Origin of the sequence: Pseudomonas sp. JR33AA, from assembly GCF_021378985.1 — a bacterium.
Taxonomy (GTDB): Bacteria; Pseudomonadota; Gammaproteobacteria; order Pseudomonadales; family Pseudomonadaceae; genus Aquipseudomonas; species Aquipseudomonas alloputida.
Window position 1 is genome coordinate 35,375 of sequence record NZ_JAJSAW010000019.1, and the last position, 17,326, is coordinate 52,700.

The 17,326-nt window shown below is 62.8% G+C and carries 13 protein-coding genes; 6 read left to right on the forward strand and 7 right to left on the reverse strand.

The window, feature by feature from the left end; translation table 11 throughout:
• Positions 1-101: 101 nt before the first annotated feature.
• From LVS58_RS22000 to LVS58_RS22010, 3 genes are read left to right on the forward strand one after another with little or no spacing between them, the layout of a single operon-like run.
• A complete protein-coding gene (locus tag LVS58_RS22000) occupies positions 102-1,145 on the forward strand; it encodes a homoserine dehydrogenase (protein ID WP_233692801.1) in 1,044 nt (347 codons plus the stop codon).
• Positions 1,146-1,157: 12 nt separating this feature from the next.
• Positions 1,158-2,576, forward strand: a complete 1,419-nt coding sequence (locus LVS58_RS22005; RefSeq protein WP_233692802.1) for an aldehyde dehydrogenase family protein — start codon at positions 1,158-1,160, stop codon at positions 2,574-2,576.
• Positions 2,577-2,592: 16 nt separating this feature from the next.
• The gene (locus LVS58_RS22010) at positions 2,593-2,940 is read left to right on the forward strand and encodes a RidA family protein (RefSeq protein ID WP_267954611.1); all 348 of its coding nucleotides are present in this window, start codon (positions 2,593-2,595) and stop codon (positions 2,938-2,940) included.
• A gap of 28 nt (positions 2,941-2,968) precedes the next feature.
• Here the strand turns inward: LVS58_RS22010 and LVS58_RS22015 are convergent, their stop codons facing one another.
• The 3 genes from LVS58_RS22015 to LVS58_RS22025 form a co-directional block, all read right to left on the reverse strand.
• Entirely contained in the window at positions 2,969-3,922 is a 954-nt protein-coding gene (locus tag LVS58_RS22015) for an arsenic resistance protein (protein WP_233692803.1), read from the reverse strand.
• A 121-nt stretch (positions 3,923-4,043) separates the two neighbouring features.
• Entirely contained in the window at positions 4,044-5,297 is a 1,254-nt protein-coding gene (gene glyA / locus LVS58_RS22020; protein ID WP_003247505.1) for a serine hydroxymethyltransferase, read from the reverse strand.
• Positions 5,298-5,547: 250 nt separating this feature from the next.
• Positions 5,548-9,378, reverse strand: a complete 3,831-nt coding sequence (locus tag LVS58_RS22025) for a sensor domain-containing protein (RefSeq protein WP_233692804.1) — start codon at positions 9,376-9,378, stop codon at positions 5,548-5,550.
• A gap of 248 nt (positions 9,379-9,626) precedes the next feature.
• Between LVS58_RS22025 and LVS58_RS22030 the strand changes: the two genes are divergently transcribed.
• From LVS58_RS22030 to gdhA, 3 genes are all read left to right on the forward strand, one after another.
• Positions 9,627-10,031 carry a hypothetical protein gene (locus tag LVS58_RS22030; protein WP_233692805.1) on the forward strand — a complete coding sequence of 135 codons (405 nt, stop codon included), beginning with the start codon at positions 9,627-9,629 and terminating at the stop codon, positions 10,029-10,031.
• Positions 10,032-10,335: 304 nt separating this feature from the next.
• Positions 10,336-12,003 (forward strand): energy-dependent translational throttle protein EttA, encoded by a 1,668-nt coding sequence (gene ettA / locus LVS58_RS22035; RefSeq protein WP_233692806.1) that lies wholly within the window; start codon positions 10,336-10,338, stop codon positions 12,001-12,003.
• Between the two features lie 222 nt (positions 12,004-12,225).
• Entirely contained in the window at positions 12,226-13,566 is a 1,341-nt protein-coding gene (gene gdhA, locus LVS58_RS22040; protein ID WP_233692807.1) for an NADP-specific glutamate dehydrogenase, read from the forward strand.
• A 127-nt stretch (positions 13,567-13,693) separates the two neighbouring features.
• On the opposite strand, the gene LVS58_RS22045 is transcribed toward gdhA, so the two are convergent.
• The 4 genes from LVS58_RS22045 to LVS58_RS22060 all read right to left on the reverse strand — a co-directional run bounded on the left by LVS58_RS22045 (position 13,694) and on the right by LVS58_RS22060 (position 17,130).
• The gene (locus LVS58_RS22045) at positions 13,694-14,191 is read right to left on the reverse strand and encodes a GreA/GreB family elongation factor (protein ID WP_233692808.1); all 498 of its coding nucleotides are present in this window, start codon (positions 14,189-14,191) and stop codon (positions 13,694-13,696) included.
• A 67-nt stretch (positions 14,192-14,258) separates the two neighbouring features.
• Complete coding sequence (locus tag LVS58_RS22050; protein ID WP_233692827.1) at positions 14,259-14,615, reverse strand: hypothetical protein; 357 nt, start codon at positions 14,613-14,615, stop codon at positions 14,259-14,261.
• Positions 14,616-14,716: 101 nt separating this feature from the next.
• Entirely contained in the window at positions 14,717-16,570 is a 1,854-nt protein-coding gene (locus LVS58_RS22055; protein WP_233692809.1) for an Lnb N-terminal periplasmic domain-containing protein, read from the reverse strand.
• Between the two features lie 71 nt (positions 16,571-16,641).
• Positions 16,642-17,130: a DUF3015 domain-containing protein gene (locus LVS58_RS22060; RefSeq protein ID WP_003247492.1), complete on the reverse strand. Its 489-nt coding sequence runs from the start codon at positions 17,128-17,130 to the stop codon at positions 16,642-16,644.
• Positions 17,131-17,326: the final 196 nt, after the last annotated feature.

Sequence of the window (17,326 nt, forward strand, 5' to 3'; positions counted from 1 at the left end):
CAGATTGGCCAATAAATACAGCGGATTGCCATATTCAACTGGCAGTGCACGGCTCTTACGCTTGTCCTCATCGACCCACTGCCTGGACAGGACAGCAAACCATGACCGAATACAAAATTGCACTCGTTGGCTTTGGTGGCGTTAACCGCGCGCTTGCCCAACTGATCGCCGAACGCAATGCGCGCTGGCAGCAAGAGCTGGGCTTTGGCCTGAAAATCGTTGGTGTCACCGACTTGTTCCTGGGGTCGGTGATCGACCGCGACGGCCTGGATGCCGCCATGCTGGCCGCGCTGCCGGCCCAGAAGGGCGCGCTGGCGCAAATCCCTCAAGGTTCGGCCGAGGCGTTCAATGAGGCGGTGATCAAGCAATCAGGCGCCGACATCATCGCCGAGGCCACATTCACCAACCCCAAGGACGGTGAGCCGGCGGCAACCTTCTGCCGCTGGGCGCTGGAGGCGGGCAAGCACGTGGTCACTACCAACAAGGGGCCGATTGCCTTGCATGCCCAGGCGCTCAAGGCCTTGGCCAAGGCCAACAATGTGTCGTTCGAATACGAAGGCGCCGTGATGAGCGGCACACCGGTGCTGCGCATGGCGCGCCAGACCCTGGCCGGCGCGGGCCTGGTGGGTTTCGAGGGCATTCTCAACGGTACTTCGAACTATGTGCTCACGCGCATGGAGGAAGGGCTTGGTTTCAACGAGGCGGTGGCCCAGGCACAGGCGCTTGGCTTTGCCGAGGCTGACCCGACCGCCGATGTGGAAGGCCATGACGTACGCCTGAAGGTGGTGATCCTCGCCAATGAGTTGCTGGGCGCCTGTCTGCAGGTGGGGGATGTGGCCTGTAGCGGTATCAGTGCCATCGACAGTGCGGCTATCGAGCGGGCACAGGCGGCGGGCGAGCGCTGGAAGCTGATCGGCAGTGCCCGCCGTGAAGCCGATGGCTCGGTGCGAGCCAGCGTCCAGGCGAAGCTGTTGCCTGGCCATCACCCCTTGGCGGGTATTTCAGGCGCCACCAATGCGCTGGCGTTCGACACCGAGTTGCTGGGGGCTGTAACCGTGTCCGGCCCGGGGGCGGGGCGTATTGAAACGGCTTTTGCCCTGCTGTCGGACATTGTCGCCATTCACACGGCCGGCCATTCGGCCTGAGGAGCAACGTTCATGAGCCTGACTTCCATTTCCCGGGCGCTTGTTCAGCAACCCGCCTTGATCGATGTGTACAACCCCTTCGATGGCAGCCTGGTTGGCAGCGTCGATAACCTCGGTGCAGAAGCGGTGCCTGCCTTGCTCGCCCGCGCCCGTCAGGGTGTGCGTGAAAGTGCAGCGCTGCCCCGGCACCGCCGGGCCCGAATTCTGGAACACGCCGCTCAGCTCATTGAACGGGATGCGGCAGACTTTGCCGGCCTGATCGTGGATGAAGCGGGCAAGACTCTGCGCCAGGCCGAAAAAGAGGTCAAACGCTGCATCAACACGCTCAAGTTGTCTGCGGAAGAGGCGCGGCGCAACGCCGGTGAGGTGGTGCCTTTCGATGCCTATGAAGGCTCCGAATCGCGTCAGGGCTGGTTCACCCGCGAGCCGTTGGGGTTGATCCTGGCCATTACCCCGTACAACGACCCGCTCAACCTGGTGGCGCACAAGCTGGGGCCAGCCATTGCAGGGGGCAATGCGGTCATTCTGAAACCCTCGGAGCTGGCCCCGCTTTCTGCCCTGAAACTGGTGCAGTACCTGGTGGATGCAGGGTTGCCGGAGGCCGTCGTCACCGTAGCCACAGGGGGCGCCGAACTCGGCAAGGCGCTGGTGGCTGTGCGTGAGGTGCGCATGGTTTCCTTCACGGGCGGTTTCGCGACGGGCGAACAGATTGCGCACGGGGCTGGCTTGAAAAAGCTTGCCATGGACCTTGGCGGCAACGCCCCGGTGCTGGTGCTCAAGGACTGCGATTTGGAAGCCACTGTCGAGTCGTGTGTGTCGGGCGCGTTCTGGGCGGCCGGGCAGAACTGCATCGGCACCCAGCGCATTCTCGTAGATGCCTCGATCTACGAGGCGTTTCGTGCACGCTTCGTGGCATTGACCCAGGCGATGGTCTGGGGCGACCCGGGCCGGCGCGAAACCGATATGGGGCCGATGATCACCGAAGCGGCTGCACGGCAGATAGAAGAGCGCGTCAACCAGGCGCTTGAGGGCGGTGCCCGCCTGCTCTGCGGCCACCAGCGTCAGGGGGCGGTCTATGCGCCGACAGTGCTCGAAAGCGTTGACCACGTCAGCCGGCTGTGGCTTGAGGAGGTTTTTGCGCCGGTGGTGATGCTGGCGCCCTTCGAGACTGTCGAGCAGGCGATAGCGCTGGCCAATGCCCCGGAGTACAGCTTGCATGCCGGTGTGTTCACCCGCGACCTGTCGCTGGCGCTGAGCCTGGCCCGGCGTATCGAGGCCGGCGGTGTAATGATCAACGACTCTTCCGACTACCGCTTCGATGCCATGCCATTTGGTGGTGCCAAGTATGGGAGTCTTGGGCGTGAGGGGGTGCGGTTCGCCTACGAGGACATGACCCAACCCAAAGTCGTCTGCTTCAACCAGATGGGTTGAGGGGGAGGGCACCTCGATGATCACTCGCTACGGATCAAGCGCGCGGATGTCCCTGGCGGTCAGCTACAGGGGTCTGTTCGAAACGGCAGGCATCGTGGCCGATGACCTGCAACAGGATGTGCAGGGGCAGTTGCGTCAGGCGCTGAGCGTGATCGACGGCCTGATGGTGCAAGCCAACGTCGGCAAGGCGCAGCTGACGCGGGTTCAGTTGTGGCTTGCCGACTACCGCCACTTCGACCTGGTCAACGAAGTGTACGACGCCTGGTTGCAAGGCTGTGCAAAACCGGTGCGGGCCTGCGTGGGCGCTGACCTGGGGGATGGCTACCTGGTAGAGGTGCAGGTATTCGCCGTGTGCCCCGAATAGTCCTTTTCTCTATGACGAGTACCACGGGTCAACGCACAAACCGTGGTATCGCCCGTACATAGACCAGTTCACTCACCAGCTCTACCAAGGTTTGTGTGATCACCGCCGCTGCCGCCAACCCGCGCATCTCTTCTGGCAACGCCAGCGCCAGCGGCAGTACCACCAGTGAGTTGCGCGTGGCTGCGCTGAAGGTTACCGAGCGTGCCTCGCTGGCCGGCAGGCGCAGCAGGCGCGCACAGATGAAGCCAAGCACCGGCGCCAGCAGCATGAAGCCGATGTACACCGGAATGACCGGAAGCAAACGGTCGAAATCACGCAGTACCACGGCAATCTGCGATGCGATCACAACCATCAGCACCAACGCCATCGCCGGCACCGGCAACCACGCCCAGGCGTCGTTCCAGGTCGCGACGGCGCGCGAGCGTCGGGCACCGGCGCTGGTGAGTACCGCGAGGGCCATCGGCACCACGATCAACAGCACGAAGGCTTCCACGAACGGGGTGATGGAGATGGCCACCTGGCTGCTGCCACCCAGCATCAGGGCCAGATACACCGGCAGCAGCACCAGTTGCGCCAGCAATAACACGGGGGTTGCGGCCAGGGTCAGGCGTGAGTCGCCTTTGCCAATGTGGGTGAACACCACCACGTAGTCGATGCAGGGCGTAAGCAGCACCAGCAAGGCACCGACGAGGATCGCCGGGTGTTCCACCAGCCCACGGGTGATGGCCCAGACAAGCAGCGGAACGAGCATGAAGTTGGCCAGTAGCAGGGCCGTGATGAAGCGGCGGTTACCCAGGCCCTGGCGCAGGTCGAGGAAGGGTATTTGCAGGAACATCGCGTACATCAGCGCGGCGATGGCGGGGGTGATCAGGGCTTCAAGTTGGCGCGCAGCGTCGCTGGCCAGCAGGCCGAAGACGATAGCGGCCAGTACGGCGGCGAAGTAGATGGGGATCTGCCGGGTTTCGAGTTGCTCTCTGGTCAAGGTGCGGCCTTGTGCAAAGTGGAGGTATTGGGGCGCAGTCTTTGTGCGGGTGGCGGTGCGTCTTTATTAAACGAAAAAGCCCGGCACTGGGCCGGGCTCTTTCACTTCAGGCAAGCGCCAATCAGTTGCCGTAAACCGGCAGCTTCTTGCAGATGGCCTTGACCTTCTCACGCACGGCGTCGATTACCGCTTCGTTGTTCAGGTCGGCCAGGATGTCGCAGATCCAGCCGGCCAGTTCCTTGCACTCGGCTTCCTTGAAACCACGGGTGGTAACGGCAGGGGTGCCGAAACGCAGGCCCGAGGTGACGAACGGCGAACGTGGGTCGTTCGGTACCGAGTTCTTGTTGACGGTGATGAAAGCTTTGCCCAGGGCGGCGTCAGCGTCCTTGCCGGAGATTTCCTGCTTGATCAGCGACAGCAGGAACAGGTGGTTCTGGGTGCCACCGGAAACCACGTCGAAACCGCGCTCGATGAACACGCTGGCCATGGCCTGGGCGTTCTTCACGACCTGCTGCTGGTAAGCCTTGAACTCTGGCTGCAGGGCTTCCTTGAAGCAGATGGCCTTGGCCGCGATGACGTGCTCCAGCGGGCCGCCCTGGGCGCCCGGGAAGACGGCGGAGTTCAGCTTCTTCTCGATGTCGGCGTTGGCACGGGCCAGGATCAGGCCGCCGCGCGGGCCGCGCAGGGTCTTGTGGGTGGTGGTGGTGACCACGTCGGCGAACGGAACAGGGTTCGGGTACACGCCAGCGGCAACCAGGCCGGCAACGTGGGCCATGTCGACGAACAGGTAGGCACCGACCTTGTCGGCGATGGCGCGGAAGCGGGCGAAGTCCAGAACCTGCGAGTAGGCCGAGAAGCCGGCAACGATCATCTTGGGCTTGTGCTCGACAGCCAGGCGCTCGACTTCGTCGTAGTCGATCAGGCCATTGCCGTCGATGCCGTACTGGATGGCGTTGTACAGCTTGCCCGAGGAGCTTACCGAAGCACCGTGGGTCAGGTGGCCACCGTGGGCCAGGCTCATGCCCAGGATGGTGTCACCGGCCGACAGCAGGGCCAGGTAGACGGCAGCGTTGGCCTGGGAGCCAGCGTGCGGCTGTACGTTGGCGTAGTCGGCGCCGAACAGCTCCTTGGCACGGTCGATGGCCAGTTGCTCGACGACGTCGACGTACTCGCAACCGCCGTAGTAGCGCTTGCCTGGGTAGCCTTCGGCGTACTTGTTGGTCAGGACCGAGCCCTGGGCTTCCATGACTGCCGGGCTGGTGTAGTTTTCCGAAGCGATCAGCTCGATATGCTCTTCCTGGCGCAGAGCTTCTTGCTGCATGGCTTCGAAGAGCTCGGCGTCGTACTTGGCAATGGTCAAATCACGGCTGAACATGGCGGTCCTCAAGGATCGGGGTAATTTGGGTGTGCATTCTAACCGATTGATTCGCGGCTGGCATATGAAGTGGCGTCAAGTCGCAGACCAATGGGCTTCATCTTGCATCCCGCGCCGTTTCTGGGCTGGGCGGGGGCGGGAGTTGACCTGGAAGTCCGCTTTTTTATGCAGGAATGCGGGGCGGTGGATGGCACCGGCTTGGCCGGTATTCGCGGGTAAACCCGCTCCTACGGGGGCCTTGTGTGCGGGGTCACTGGAACATGAACAAGGTCTCGTTGGAGAATTGCGCCTCGAACTGATGCGCCGGCATCGGCCGCCCGAACAGATAGCCCTGCACCTCGTCGCAACCATGCTCGCGCAGGAACTCCAGCTGTTCGTGGGTTTCCACGCCCTCGGCGATCACTGCCAGGTTGAGGCTGTGGGCCATGGCGATGATCGCCCGGGCAATCTGCGCGTCCTGCTCGCCTTCGGGCAGGCCATCGACGAAGGTACGGTCGATCTTCAGTACATCGATGGGGAACTGCTTGAGGTAGTTGAGCGACGAGTAGCCGGTGCCGAAGTCGTCTACCGCAATGCTCAGGCCGAGGTTCTTCAGGCTGGCAAGAATCTGCAGCGCCTCGTTCACCTCACGCATCAGGATACTTTCGGTCAACTCCAGTTCCAGGCATGCCGGCGGCAGGCCGCTTTCTTCCAGGATGTTGGCAATCCGCGTGCCCAGCTGGCCGTCGGAGAACTGCCGCGCCGAAATATTCACTGACACTTTCGGCACCCGCACCTTGGCCTTGTGCCAGGCCTTGAGCTGGCGGCTGGCCTCGCGCAGCACCCAGTCGCCCACGTCCACCACCAGGCCCAGTTCTTCGATCACCGGGATGAAGTCGCCCGGCGGCACCAGGCCACGGGTCGGGTGACGCCAGCGCAGCAGCGCTTCGGCGCCCGTCAGGCGCTTGCCGTCGCCGCTGAATTGCGGCTGGTAGTAGAGGATGAACTCGTTCTGCTCCATGGCATGGCGCAGGTCGCTTTCCAGCTCCAGGCGCTCCAGGGCGCTGGCGTTCATTTCGGCCTGATAGAACTGGAAGTTGTTCTTGCCGCGCTCCTTGGCGTGGTACATGGCGGTGTCGGCGTTCTTCATCAGTTGGCTGAGCTCACTGCCATCCTGAGGGCTGAGGGCGATGCCGATGCTGGCGGTGACGAAGAATTCGCGGTTTTCCAGCACGAACGGCCGCACCAGGCTGCCAAGGATGTTTTCGGCTACGTGGATGGCGCGGTTCAGGGCCATTTCGCGGGTGGGGCGCGGCTGCAGCAGCAGGGTGAACTCATCGCCGCCCATGCGGGCCACCGTGTCATCGTCATCCACGCAGGCCAGCAGGCGCAGGGCCATGTCCTTGAGCATGCGGTCGCCGGCCGCATGGCCGAGGGAGTCGTTGATCGGTTTGAAGCGGTCGAGGTCGAGGAACATCAGCACCACCCAGGCCTTCTGCCGCTCGGCCTGTTGCAGGGCATTGTACAAACGGTCCTGGAACAGTGTGCGGTTGGGCAGGTGGGTCAGGGCGTCGTAGTAGGCCAGGCGGTGGATGCGCTGTTCGCTGGCCTTGCGTTCGCTGATGTCGGTGAAGAAGCACACGTAGCTGGCCAGGTCACCTTCGTCGTCCAGTACCGCGGTGATGCCGACCCAGGCCGGGTAATGGTCGCCGTCACGGCGCTTGAGCCACACCTCGCCTTCCCAGCTGCCGCGCTGGTGCAGTTGCTTGACCACATAGCGCAGGTGGCCTTCCTGCTGTTCGTCGACAGTGAGCATGCCCGGCAGTTGGTCGAGCACTTCACTGACGGCGTAACCGCTGACGCGGCTGAACGCTTCGTTGGCCTGAACGATATAGCCGGCCGGGTCGGTGATGAGGATCGCCGAGGTGGAGTGTTCGAATACGGTCGCGGCCATGCGCAGGTCTTTTTCGGCACGGCGTTGCTGGCTGATGTCGCGGCCCACCCCGAGTACGCCTTCGAAGCGCTGGTCATCGTCCCACACCAGCACCAGGCGCAGCTCGATCGGGATCTTGCGGCCATCGGCCCGCAGGCAGTCGAACAGGAACAGTTGGGTGGGTAACTGGCTGCACAGTTGCGCCATCTGCGCCGGATCGCCCATGGCCTTGCTGACACGTTCCATCAGGCTGTAGATGCCGGTGAGCTGGGCCGGGTTGGCGACGATCGACTGCCAGCCGTTGGCGAAGATCCAGTCGGCCTGGTAACCCAGCACGTTCTGTACCGAAGGGCTGACATAATTGAGCTTGAGCTGGTTGTCGGTGGAGAAGATCACGTCGCTGATGCTTTCGGCGAGCATGCGGTAGCGTTGCTCGCTGTCACGTAGCGACTGGCTGGCCTCGATCTGAACGGTTACATCCTTGCCCACACCGATGATGCGCGTCACCAGGCCTTCGGCGTTGCGGGTCAGCACCTGCTCGCGGATGTCGTAGCAGCGCCAGCTTCCGTCGCGGTGGCGGAAGCGCAGCTGGCAGTGCAGCGGTTGGTCATGACCACTGTCGCGCTGTTGCTGGCGCAGTGCCTGGTAATGGGCGGCGTCCTCGGGGTGCAGCAGCAGCTCCCAGAAGCGGTCGCCCATCTGTGCCAGCTCGGTGCGGTCGTAGCCCAGGGTCTGGCCGAGGTGACGGTTGCTGAAGATCATCCGCTGGCTGGGCACATCCTGCACGTACAACTGGTCGGGTACGGTGCGTACCACGTCCGACCAGAAGCTTTCGCGTTCCAGTAGCGACAGCTCCACCTGTTTGCGGCTGGTGATATCGCTGATGCTGAGGATCACCGCCTGATAATCACGGCGCTGCAGCGGCAGGCGCGCCATCAGCCACAGGTGCAGCTCGGCGCCCTGTGGTGTCGGCAGGCGCACTTCCAGCTCCAGCAACGGGCGTTGTTCGATCAGAGCGTCGATCAGTTGCATGCCGACGCTGTCTCGGCTGTCGCCAGTGCCGTCGATCAGCCGCTGCCAGGCACCTTCGTGGCACTCGATGTTCAGCAACTGGCGCGCCACTTGGTTGACCTCGGTGATCTTCAGCTCCAGCAGCAGCGAGCGGCGCAGGTTCGGGTCCAGCGCCAGGCTGTGCTTGAGCGCGGCCCGGTTACGCAGGTGGTAGCGATCGAGCTGGCCGGGCAGGCTGGACAGGTCGAGCACGCACAGGGCAACGCCGGTGCCTTCAAATATTTCCTGATAACGCCGGCGGTCTTCCTGTAGCGCCCGCTGGCGGCGCCGCATGTTGATCAGCGCCAGCACCGGCAGCAGGGCGCAGAACAGCACCAGCAGGCACTTGCCGAACAGCGCCGGCAATAATGTTTGCCGGGCCAGTTTGGCGTCGAACAGACCGCGTAGCTGCCAGGTGCTGTTTTCAATAAAGGCCAGCATCACGCTTTGCAGCGGCTCGTCGCTGGTGTCGGCTGCGGCATGGCGTTGCAGCACTTCGCCACTGCGGCTGTTCTCCAGCAGCCACTGCGGGTGGCCACTGCCGTCGAGGTGGAGGGTGAGTTCGCGGTAAAAGTCCGGTGACAGGCGCAGTAGCCAGTAGCCGCGATCCTGTTCGGGATCCTGGCGCAGCAACAGGTACAGGATGTGGTTGTCGGCCGAATTGGTGAAGAAGTACGGGCGTCCCTGGCTCAGCGCGAGCAATTCGTCAAGCGACTGGCGGTCGGGGCTGCCGGCCAGGCTGTCGGCGCGCAGCTGCCCGGTGTTGTCCAGCCAGGCCACGCTCTGCAGGGTGGGGAGCCGCTCGCGCAGGGTGCCGAGCAGGCTGGGCAGGGCGGCAGTTGTTGGTGCATCAAGGTAGGGTTGCACCACGTTCACGGCCTGTTGCGCCTTGAGCGCCATGTTCAGGCCCAGGTGGTCGGCCAGTTTCGCGGAGGCGTCCAGGCTCTGCTTGCGCAGTTCGGCCTGGGTATGGTTGAACTGGGCGAACAGCTGCCACAGCAGCAGGCCCAGCAGGATCAGGGCCAGTAGCGCCAGCGCACCCTTGATCGACCCACGCAGGATAGTAGCGGGTGCTTGTGGGGCGGAACGCAATGACGACGGATGAGTAAGGTTGGTCAAGCGTTGATCCTGCGATTGGGCTGGCGATGGCAGGGAATGATCGTGCACGGTGCGTGCCGGCGCCCGGCTTGTGCATCGCGGTGGCGCACTATAAGGCCGGATACCCGAAACCGGCTAGCATGCCTCGGATTATGGCAAAGTGCCAGCCGTGTTGACCGGTGGTGGCTGCCCGGTGGTTCGGCAAGCCCCTGTAACCTGTGCGAGAATAGCGCCCGCTTCACATGACAACGCATCGGAGATGTTCGGTTTTGGTTACTCACTTTTCCTCCAATGGCCTCGATTCCGCCTGCGGGCGCAGCAGTCAGACCCTTGTCAGCACTGCCGTGACCGAGGACGTATCCTGCAAGTCTTGCCAGCGTTCGCTGGGCAAACCCGAGGCGGCCGCTGCCGCCAAAAGCAAGGCCCCATCGCTGGCTGAACTGCGCAAGACCGCCAAGGTGGCAGCAGAGCCGGCTGTTGCAGTGGCGGCGGTCAAGCCGGCAGCCAAGGGGGTCGGCACTGCGCCTGCACCGGCCAAACCGGCCAAGGCGGCCGAGCAGCAACTTGCCCGCAGCGGCGCCTTCAGCGTGAAGTCCGCCTGGGCCGCGCGCCTGGCCGAGCAGGGCGACCGTTGCCGCCTGCCGCGGGGCAAGGCCAAACAGCGTCACGTCTGAGCCTTTTTGGCTGCTGTGCGGGCCCTTTCGCGGCTAAAGCCGCTCCTACAGATACTGCATTGCCCTTGAAGGCAGTGATCTCCCTGGTAGGAGCGGCTTTAGCCGCGAAGAGGCCAGTACAGGCTATAAATTCCCCCCAGGGGACCCCCGATCACACCCCACCACCGGCCCCTCCTATGCAACGCCGCGCGTTGGCGTAGAATGGTCGACTTTGTTCAACGACACCCCGTAAACACATCCCACCGGCCACCGCGTGCCGGGGCGATCGGTGATGTCTTTACCTATCTGATTAGAGGGCTTGGTTTTGGCTCAATACGTCTACACCATGCATCGGCTGAGCAAGGTCGTGCCGCCGAAGCGGGAAATTCTCAAGAACATTTCCCTGTCGTTCTTCCCAGGCGCCAAGATTGGCGTACTTGGCCTGAACGGCGCCGGTAAGTCGACCCTGCTGCGGATCATGGCGGGCGTCGACAAGGAATTTGACGGCGAAGCCCGTCCGATGCCCGACATCAACGTGGGTTACCTGCCACAGGAACCGCAACTGGACCCCACCAAGACCGTGCGTGAAGTGGTCGAGGAAGCGGTCAGCGTAATCAAGGACGCCCAGGCCCGCCTGGACGAGGTCTACGCGGCCTACGCCGAGCCGGATGCCGACTTTGACAAGCTGGCCGCCGAACAGGCCAAGCTGGAAGCCATCCTGCAGGCCGCCGATGGCCACAACCTGGAGCGCCAGCTGGACGTCGCTGCCGACGCCCTGCGCCTGCCTGCCTGGGATGCGCGCATCGAACACCTGTCCGGTGGTGAGAAGCGCCGTGTGGCCCTGTGCCGTCTGCTGCTGTCGGCACCCGACATGCTGCTGCTCGACGAACCCACCAACCACCTGGACGCCGACTCGGTGGCCTGGCTGGAGCGCTTCCTGCACGACTTCCCGGGCACCGTGGTAGCCATTACCCACGACCGTTACTTCCTCGACAACGTCGCCGGCTGGATCCTGGAGCTGGACCGCGGCGCCGGCATCCCGTACGAAGGCAACTACTCGGGCTGGCTGGAAGCCAAGTCGGAGCGTCTGGCGCAGGAATCCAAGCAGCAGAGCGCCCACGAGAAGGCCATGAAAGAGGAACTGGAATGGGTGCGCAAAGGCGCCAAGGCCCGCCAGTCCAAGTCCAAGGCCCGTCTGCAGCGCTTCGAGGAAATGCAGTCGCAGGAATTCCAGAAGCGCAGCGAAACCAACGAAATCTACATCCCGGCCGGCCCGCGCCTGGGCGACAAGGTCATCGAGTTCAAGAACGTCACCAAGGGCTACGGCGACCGTGTGCTGATCGACAACCTGTCGTTCTCCATGCCCAAAGGCGCCATTGTTGGCGTGATCGGTGGTAACGGTGCCGGTAAGTCGACCCTGTTCCGCATGTTGATGGGCAAGGAGCAGCCGGACTCGGGCAGCATCGAGATCGGTGAAACCGTGCAGCTGGCCTGTGTGGACCAGAGCCGCGAGGACCTGGACGGCACCAAGACCGTGTTCCAGCAGATCTCCGACGGTTCCGACCAGATCCGCATCGGCAACTACGAGATCCCTTCGCGTACCTACGTTGGCCGCTTCAACTTCAAAGGTGGCGATCAGCAGAAGTTCGTCAAGGACCTGTCCGGTGGTGAGCGTGGCCGCCTGCACCTGGCCCTGACCCTGAAGGAGGGCGGCAACGTCCTGCTGCTCGACGAACCGTCCAACGACCTCGACGTCGAAACCCTGCGTTCGCTGGAAGAAGCCCTGCTGGACTTCCCGGGCGCCGCGATCGTGATTTCCCACGACCGTTGGTTCCTGGACCGTGTGGCTACCCACATCCTGGCGTACGAAGACGACTCGAATGTGGTGTTCTTCGAAGGTAACTACACCGAGTACGAAGCCGACCGCAAGAAGCGTCTGGGTGATGCTGCAGCCCAGCCGCACCGTGTACGGCACAAGAAACTGGCCCAGTAAGCCGGTTATCTGATGCACGAGAATGGGGCCCCAAGGGGCCCCATTTTTGTGCCTGATGGACCGCTATTAACGGCGAAACGAAGGTCTGTTTTGTATACACTTACATAAAACGCACCAAATAATTTCAAAAAAACGACATTTCGCCCTATTCCGGTGCGATTGCTTCTTGGTACATTTCTGAAAAAAACCAATAAGTCCAATCCTCTTGGTGAGATGTCTACCATGATCGAATCTGTCGACAATTTCCTTGCACGCCTAAAGCAGCGTGACCCAGGCCAGCCGGAATTCCACCAGGCGGTGGAAGAGGTGCTTCGCACCCTGTGGCCGTTCCTTGAAGCCAACCCCCACTATCTGCAGTCCGGCATCCTCGAGCGCATGGTCGAGCCCGAGCGCGCCGTGCTGTTCCGCGTCTCCTGGGTCGATGACCAGGGCAAGGTGCAGGTCAACCGCGGCTACCGCATCCAGATGAGCAGCGCCATTGGCCCGTACAAGGGCGGCCTGCGCTTCCACCCGTCGGTGAACCTCAGCGTGCTGAAGTTCCTGGCGTTCGAGCAGGTGTTCAAGAACTCGCTGACCTCGCTGCCCATGGGCGGCGGCAAGGGCGGCTCGGACTTCGACCCGAAGGGCAAGAGCGATGCGGAAGTGATGCGCTTCTGCCAGGCATTCATGAGCGAGCTGTACCGCCACATTGGCGCTGACTGTGACGTACCGGCCGGTGACATCGGCGTGGGTGCCCGCGAAATCGGCTTCATGTTCGGCCAGTACAAGCGCCTGGCCAACCAGTTCACCTCGGTGTTGACCGGCAAGGGCATGACCTATGGCGGCAGCCTGATCCGCCCGGAAGCTACCGGCTATGGCTGCGTTTACTTCGCCGAAGAAATGCTCAAGCGTCAGGACAAGCGTATCGACGGCCGCCGTGTGGCGGTGTCTGGTTCGGGCAACGTTGCCCAGTATGCTGCGCGTAAGGTCATGGACCTGGGCGGCAAGGTGATCTCGCTGTCTGACTCTGAAGGTACCTTGTATGCGGAAGCCGGCCTGACCGACGCCCACTGGGACGCCTTGATGGAGCTGAAAAACGTCAAGCGTGGACGTATCAGCGAGCTGGCCGGGCAATTCGGCCTGGAGTTCCGCAAGGGCCAGACCCCGTGGAGCCTGCCGTGCGACATCGCCCTGCCATGCGCCACGCAGAACGAACTGGGCGCCGAAGATGCCCGCACCTTGCTGCGTAACGGCTGTATCTGTGTGGCCGAAGGCGCCAACATGCCGACTACCCTCGAGGCTGTCGATATCTTCCTGGACGCCGGCATTCTGTACGCCCCCGGCAAGGCCTCCAATGCCGGCGGCGTAGCCGTGTCGGGCCTGGAAATGTCGCAGAACGCCATGCGCCTGCTGTGGACGGCCGGTGAAGTGGACAGCAAGCTGCACAACATCATGCAGTCTATTCACCATGCCTGCGTGCACTACGGTGAAGAGGCTGATGGCCGTATCAACTACGTCAAAGGTGCGAACATCGCGGGCTTCGTGAAAGTGGCCGATGCGATGCTGGCTCAGGGCGTGGTCTGATCTGAGGCCTTCGGGGCCGCTTTGCGGCCCATCGCGACGCAAGGCCGCTCCCGCAGGGCCTGGACTGCTCGATCGCTTGTGGGAGCGGCCTTGCGTCGCGATGGGCTGCAAAGCAGCCCCAGGGCCCTCAACCCTCACCCAGGATCTCAACCACCTCTATCACCTGTTCCCCCACCGGCCGCCGCCAGACCACCTCATCCCCCGGCCCGGCCCCGAGCAACGCCCGCCCCAGCGGCGAACCCCAGTTGATCAACCCCCGCCCGGCATCTGCTTCATCCTCGCCCACCAGTTGCACCACCTGTTGCTGGTCATGCGCGTCGACAAACCGCACCCGGCTACCAATCTGTACCTTGCTATGCGAAGTCGCCGCCGGTACCACCTGGGCGCTTTGCACCCGCGCGCTGAAGTAGCGCAGGTCCCGCTCGGTATCGGCCAGCCGCTGCTTGTCACCCCGTTCGCCCTGCGCCTGCAGTTCGCTGCGCAAGGCATTCAGCTCGGCCACACGCGTTTGCAGCTGGCGCAGGCCGCTGGCCGTCACATAGTTGGGCTGGTCGCTGATGCGCCGCTCGACCGGCTGGTGGGCCTGGGCGGCGGCTTGGTCTTCATTGACGAATGCTCGGCTCATGCAGGGCCTCCTTGTGCATGAGACCATCATGGCAGGCCGGCGGTTTAAAGGAATGTCCGTTTGCGACTCAATTGTGGCGATAGGCCCTGGCAGCGCCGCGGTCCTTTTCCTGCTCCCACTCGCGGTCACGCTGGTCCCAGAAGCGCTCGTGGTATTGGCGCTGTTCTTCGCTGTTCTGCATGGCATGACACTGGCGAAAACCATCGTCCCAGCCGGTTTCGTACTGGCGCTCGTGCAGGTAGCGCGGTACGTTTTTGCGAAAGTTGCCCACCATCAGCCCGGCCGCCTGCCGACCACTGTCGCAACCGTCCTCAAAGCCATCGGCATAGGCAGGTGGGTAGCCGTGGCTGACCATCTGCTCGTGGGTGGTTTCGCAACCTGACAGCAACAGCGCAATGCACACACCGAACCAGTACCGCGACATAGCCACAAAGCTCTCCAGTTGATGGTGGAAAGTCTAGGCGGCGATTTGTCGGGTAGGTGTCAAAACAGTGTCAAAGAGTCGGATGTCCCCCACAATTCACGTCAATAGTGATACCACTTCAGCTCCAGCATCACCTCGTTTTGCGCCGTAGCCAGGTGGCTGAATTCACGCGAAGCGCTCAACCGCAGCCCAAGGTTCTGGCTGATTTCCCACTGCTGGTTCAGGCTTACACTGCGCCGCACCTCGCCGTTGGTGAAGTAATCGCCCTTGGCCTCCAGTGTCATGTTGCCCAGCCCATTACGCCACAGCAGCCCGCCATTGAACCCCGCCGCCGGGGCAATGAACTCGGCGAAGTCGTTGTGGTGCTCGACCCGCACCGTGCCCAGGGCAAAGCCCAGCAAGCCATCGGCCAGCTGCCAGGTGCCCCCGGCGCCGCCATTCACATGGCTCACCAGCACCTCATCATCATGCTTGCCTGGCACTCGCTCCAGCCCACCGGCCACTTGCCAGGACCAAGGCTTGAGCAGCGCGTTACGGGGCGTCAGTGAACGAATCGTGGCCAGGTCCAGGCGCTGCACCTGCCAATCGTTGCCTTCGTACTGGCGCAGCTTCAATTGCAGGATTTCGATCTGTGCGCCCAGGGGGAAGCCATAGGCGTTGTCATTCAGGTCATGGTAGGCCATGCGCAAGCCATATTCGGCGTAGGCGCGGTCTTCACGGGTGCCCACGCCCAGTTGCCAGGTGCGCGAGTCATGGCCATCCTCGGGCAGGCCTGGGCGCTCGATCTGCAGGGGCGGTGGCGGGTTGCTGTTGATCGCCCGCAGCAACTCGAAACTACGCTTGGCTTGCCCTGGGTCGCGTTCCTGGCCGTTGGCCCGATACCGCTCAAGACGATACGCGGCATCTTGCACCAACGCCTGGCGTTCGCGAGGCAGGGCCTGGAATTCAGGGCTTTGCAATTGCGCAGTGTCGGCGCTTACAGCCAGCACCTGGCGTTTTTCGTCGTGGTCGAGTGGCTCGGCCCTGGCCAGCAATTCACGTTCACGAGAGGGACGGTAAGTTTCGCTGGCGACCAGGCCGGACTGCTTCACGGCCTTCACCGTGTCGGTGGGAATGGCGGTCAGCGGGAACTGAGACGTCAGGTCCAGGCTCGGCCGCGCCACTTGCAGCAGCTCCAGCAGGCGATACGAGCAGTTTTCGTCGAAGAAGAAGTAGTCGAACTGGATCTGCTTCAGCTCCCACACATGCTCGACCATACGCCCGGTTTCTTCGGGGGTCAGGTCCAGCTGGTACTCCCACAGGTCGCGGTTTTCCAGGCTGCGGTATTCGGACAGTTTCTCCTGGTAGGGCATCAGCGCGAACAGCCCCGGGTAGCCCCCCATCAGGCCTTTCCAGGCGTACAGGATGCTGTTGTCGCTGCCTTCGATATAGGCACCGAAGTTGATGGCGTAGCTCAGCAGCGTGGTGTCGTCGCTGCGAGTGTTGGATTGGTCGATGCGCAGCAGGGTGTGCCCGAACATCGACGACGGGCTGTTCAGGTAGGCTGCCGGGAAAATCAACGCGGCGCTGTGCGGGTCGATCGACTGGTACCAGGTCTTGAACTCCTGGCAGTCCGGTTGTGGCAGGTCTTGCAGGTCGAGCTGTTCGCGCAGCCAGCGGGTGCGCGCGGGGAACACGCACTGGGCGTGCTTGTCACCGAGACTGGCCGGGGCATACAGCGCAGCGACCGTAGCCTTGAGTTCCTGGTCCGGATGGTGCGCGCCGTCTTCGGCAAGGAAGAACGCATCATCGTCCACATAGCTGCGCCAGCCGCCGAGCTTGGCGGTTTCGTAATGGCCAATGGCGAGCCAGTAAGGGGTATTGGCCAATTGCTGGAGACGGCCTGGATCCAGCATGGGGGCGGCATGAACAGGGGCGCAGGCACACAGCGCCAGGGCAGCGAGGCGTTTGAGCATATCGGGCAACTACTTCTTGACGATGCCGAAAAAGGCGAAACCCGCCCCGGGTGGGGCGGGCGCAGCTGTGTTTAGGCCTCGGTCGCGTATTTGGCCAGGCGGGGATCGCTCTTCAGAACGGCCAGGGTGTTGCTGTGGACAGTTTCAGCAGTGACGTCGGCGCTGCTGAAGATCTGGTTGAAGTGCTGGTGGGTGACCGAGTTGAAGTAGCTGCGGTCCTCCGGTGCTACGCCGAGAACGACGGCATAGGTGGTCAGTGCTTCGCCCTGGCCCATGGCCATGTCCTCGGAAAGCTCGTTCATCATGCCGTTCATGGCAAACCAGGACTTGCCGCCGTAGGTCAGCGAAGCCTTGGTCGAGCAGCCGTTGGTGCCGGAGGTCATGCCGAAGGTGGCGTTACCGGATGTGCCGTTGGTGGTAGAAGCCAGGAAGTGTGCGGGCGTGCCGCGCTGGCCTTCGAACAGCATGTTGCCCCAGCCGCAGTTCGGGCCGCCTGGCGCTTCGGCCATGGCGTTCAGCGAGACCACGGTGAACAGAGTACCCAGAAGAATCCGTTTCATAGCATTTGTTCTCTTTGTCTTAACCAAGGGTCAGGGTTTCTGGCAACTCGGTTGCCAGGTCGGGAAAGCTTTTCACCCACCCGCGCAGCTTGGAGTTTAGGCACGATCTAAAGGTTGCGTTGTTGATTGCGAAAAATTTGCTGTCACAACACTGCACCGGCTGCGACATAAAGTCCTGTGGAGCCTTGCAAGGCGC

Coding starts and splice junctions, on each gene's coding strand:
- LVS58_RS22010 (WP_267954611.1), top strand. CDS start 2,593: ATGATCACTCGCTACGGATCAAGCGCGCGGATGTCCCTGGCGGTCAGC.
- gdhA (WP_233692807.1), top strand. CDS start 12,226: ATGATCGAATCTGTCGACAATTTCCTTGCACGCCTAAAGCAGCGTGAC.
- glyA (WP_003247505.1), bottom strand. CDS start 5,297: ATGTTCAGCCGTGATTTGACCATTGCCAAGTACGACGCCGAGCTCTTC.
- LVS58_RS22000 (WP_233692801.1), top strand. CDS start 102: ATGACCGAATACAAAATTGCACTCGTTGGCTTTGGTGGCGTTAACCGC.
- LVS58_RS22005 (WP_233692802.1), top strand. CDS start 1,158: ATGAGCCTGACTTCCATTTCCCGGGCGCTTGTTCAGCAACCCGCCTTG.
- LVS58_RS22050 (WP_233692827.1), bottom strand. CDS start 14,615: ATGTCGCGGTACTGGTTCGGTGTGTGCATTGCGCTGTTGCTGTCAGGT.
- LVS58_RS22060 (WP_003247492.1), bottom strand. CDS start 17,130: ATGAAACGGATTCTTCTGGGTACTCTGTTCACCGTGGTCTCGCTGAAC.
- LVS58_RS22045 (WP_233692808.1), bottom strand. CDS start 14,191: ATGAGCCGAGCATTCGTCAATGAAGACCAAGCCGCCGCCCAGGCCCAC.
- LVS58_RS22055 (WP_233692809.1), bottom strand. CDS start 16,570: ATGCTCAAACGCCTCGCTGCCCTGGCGCTGTGTGCCTGCGCCCCTGTT.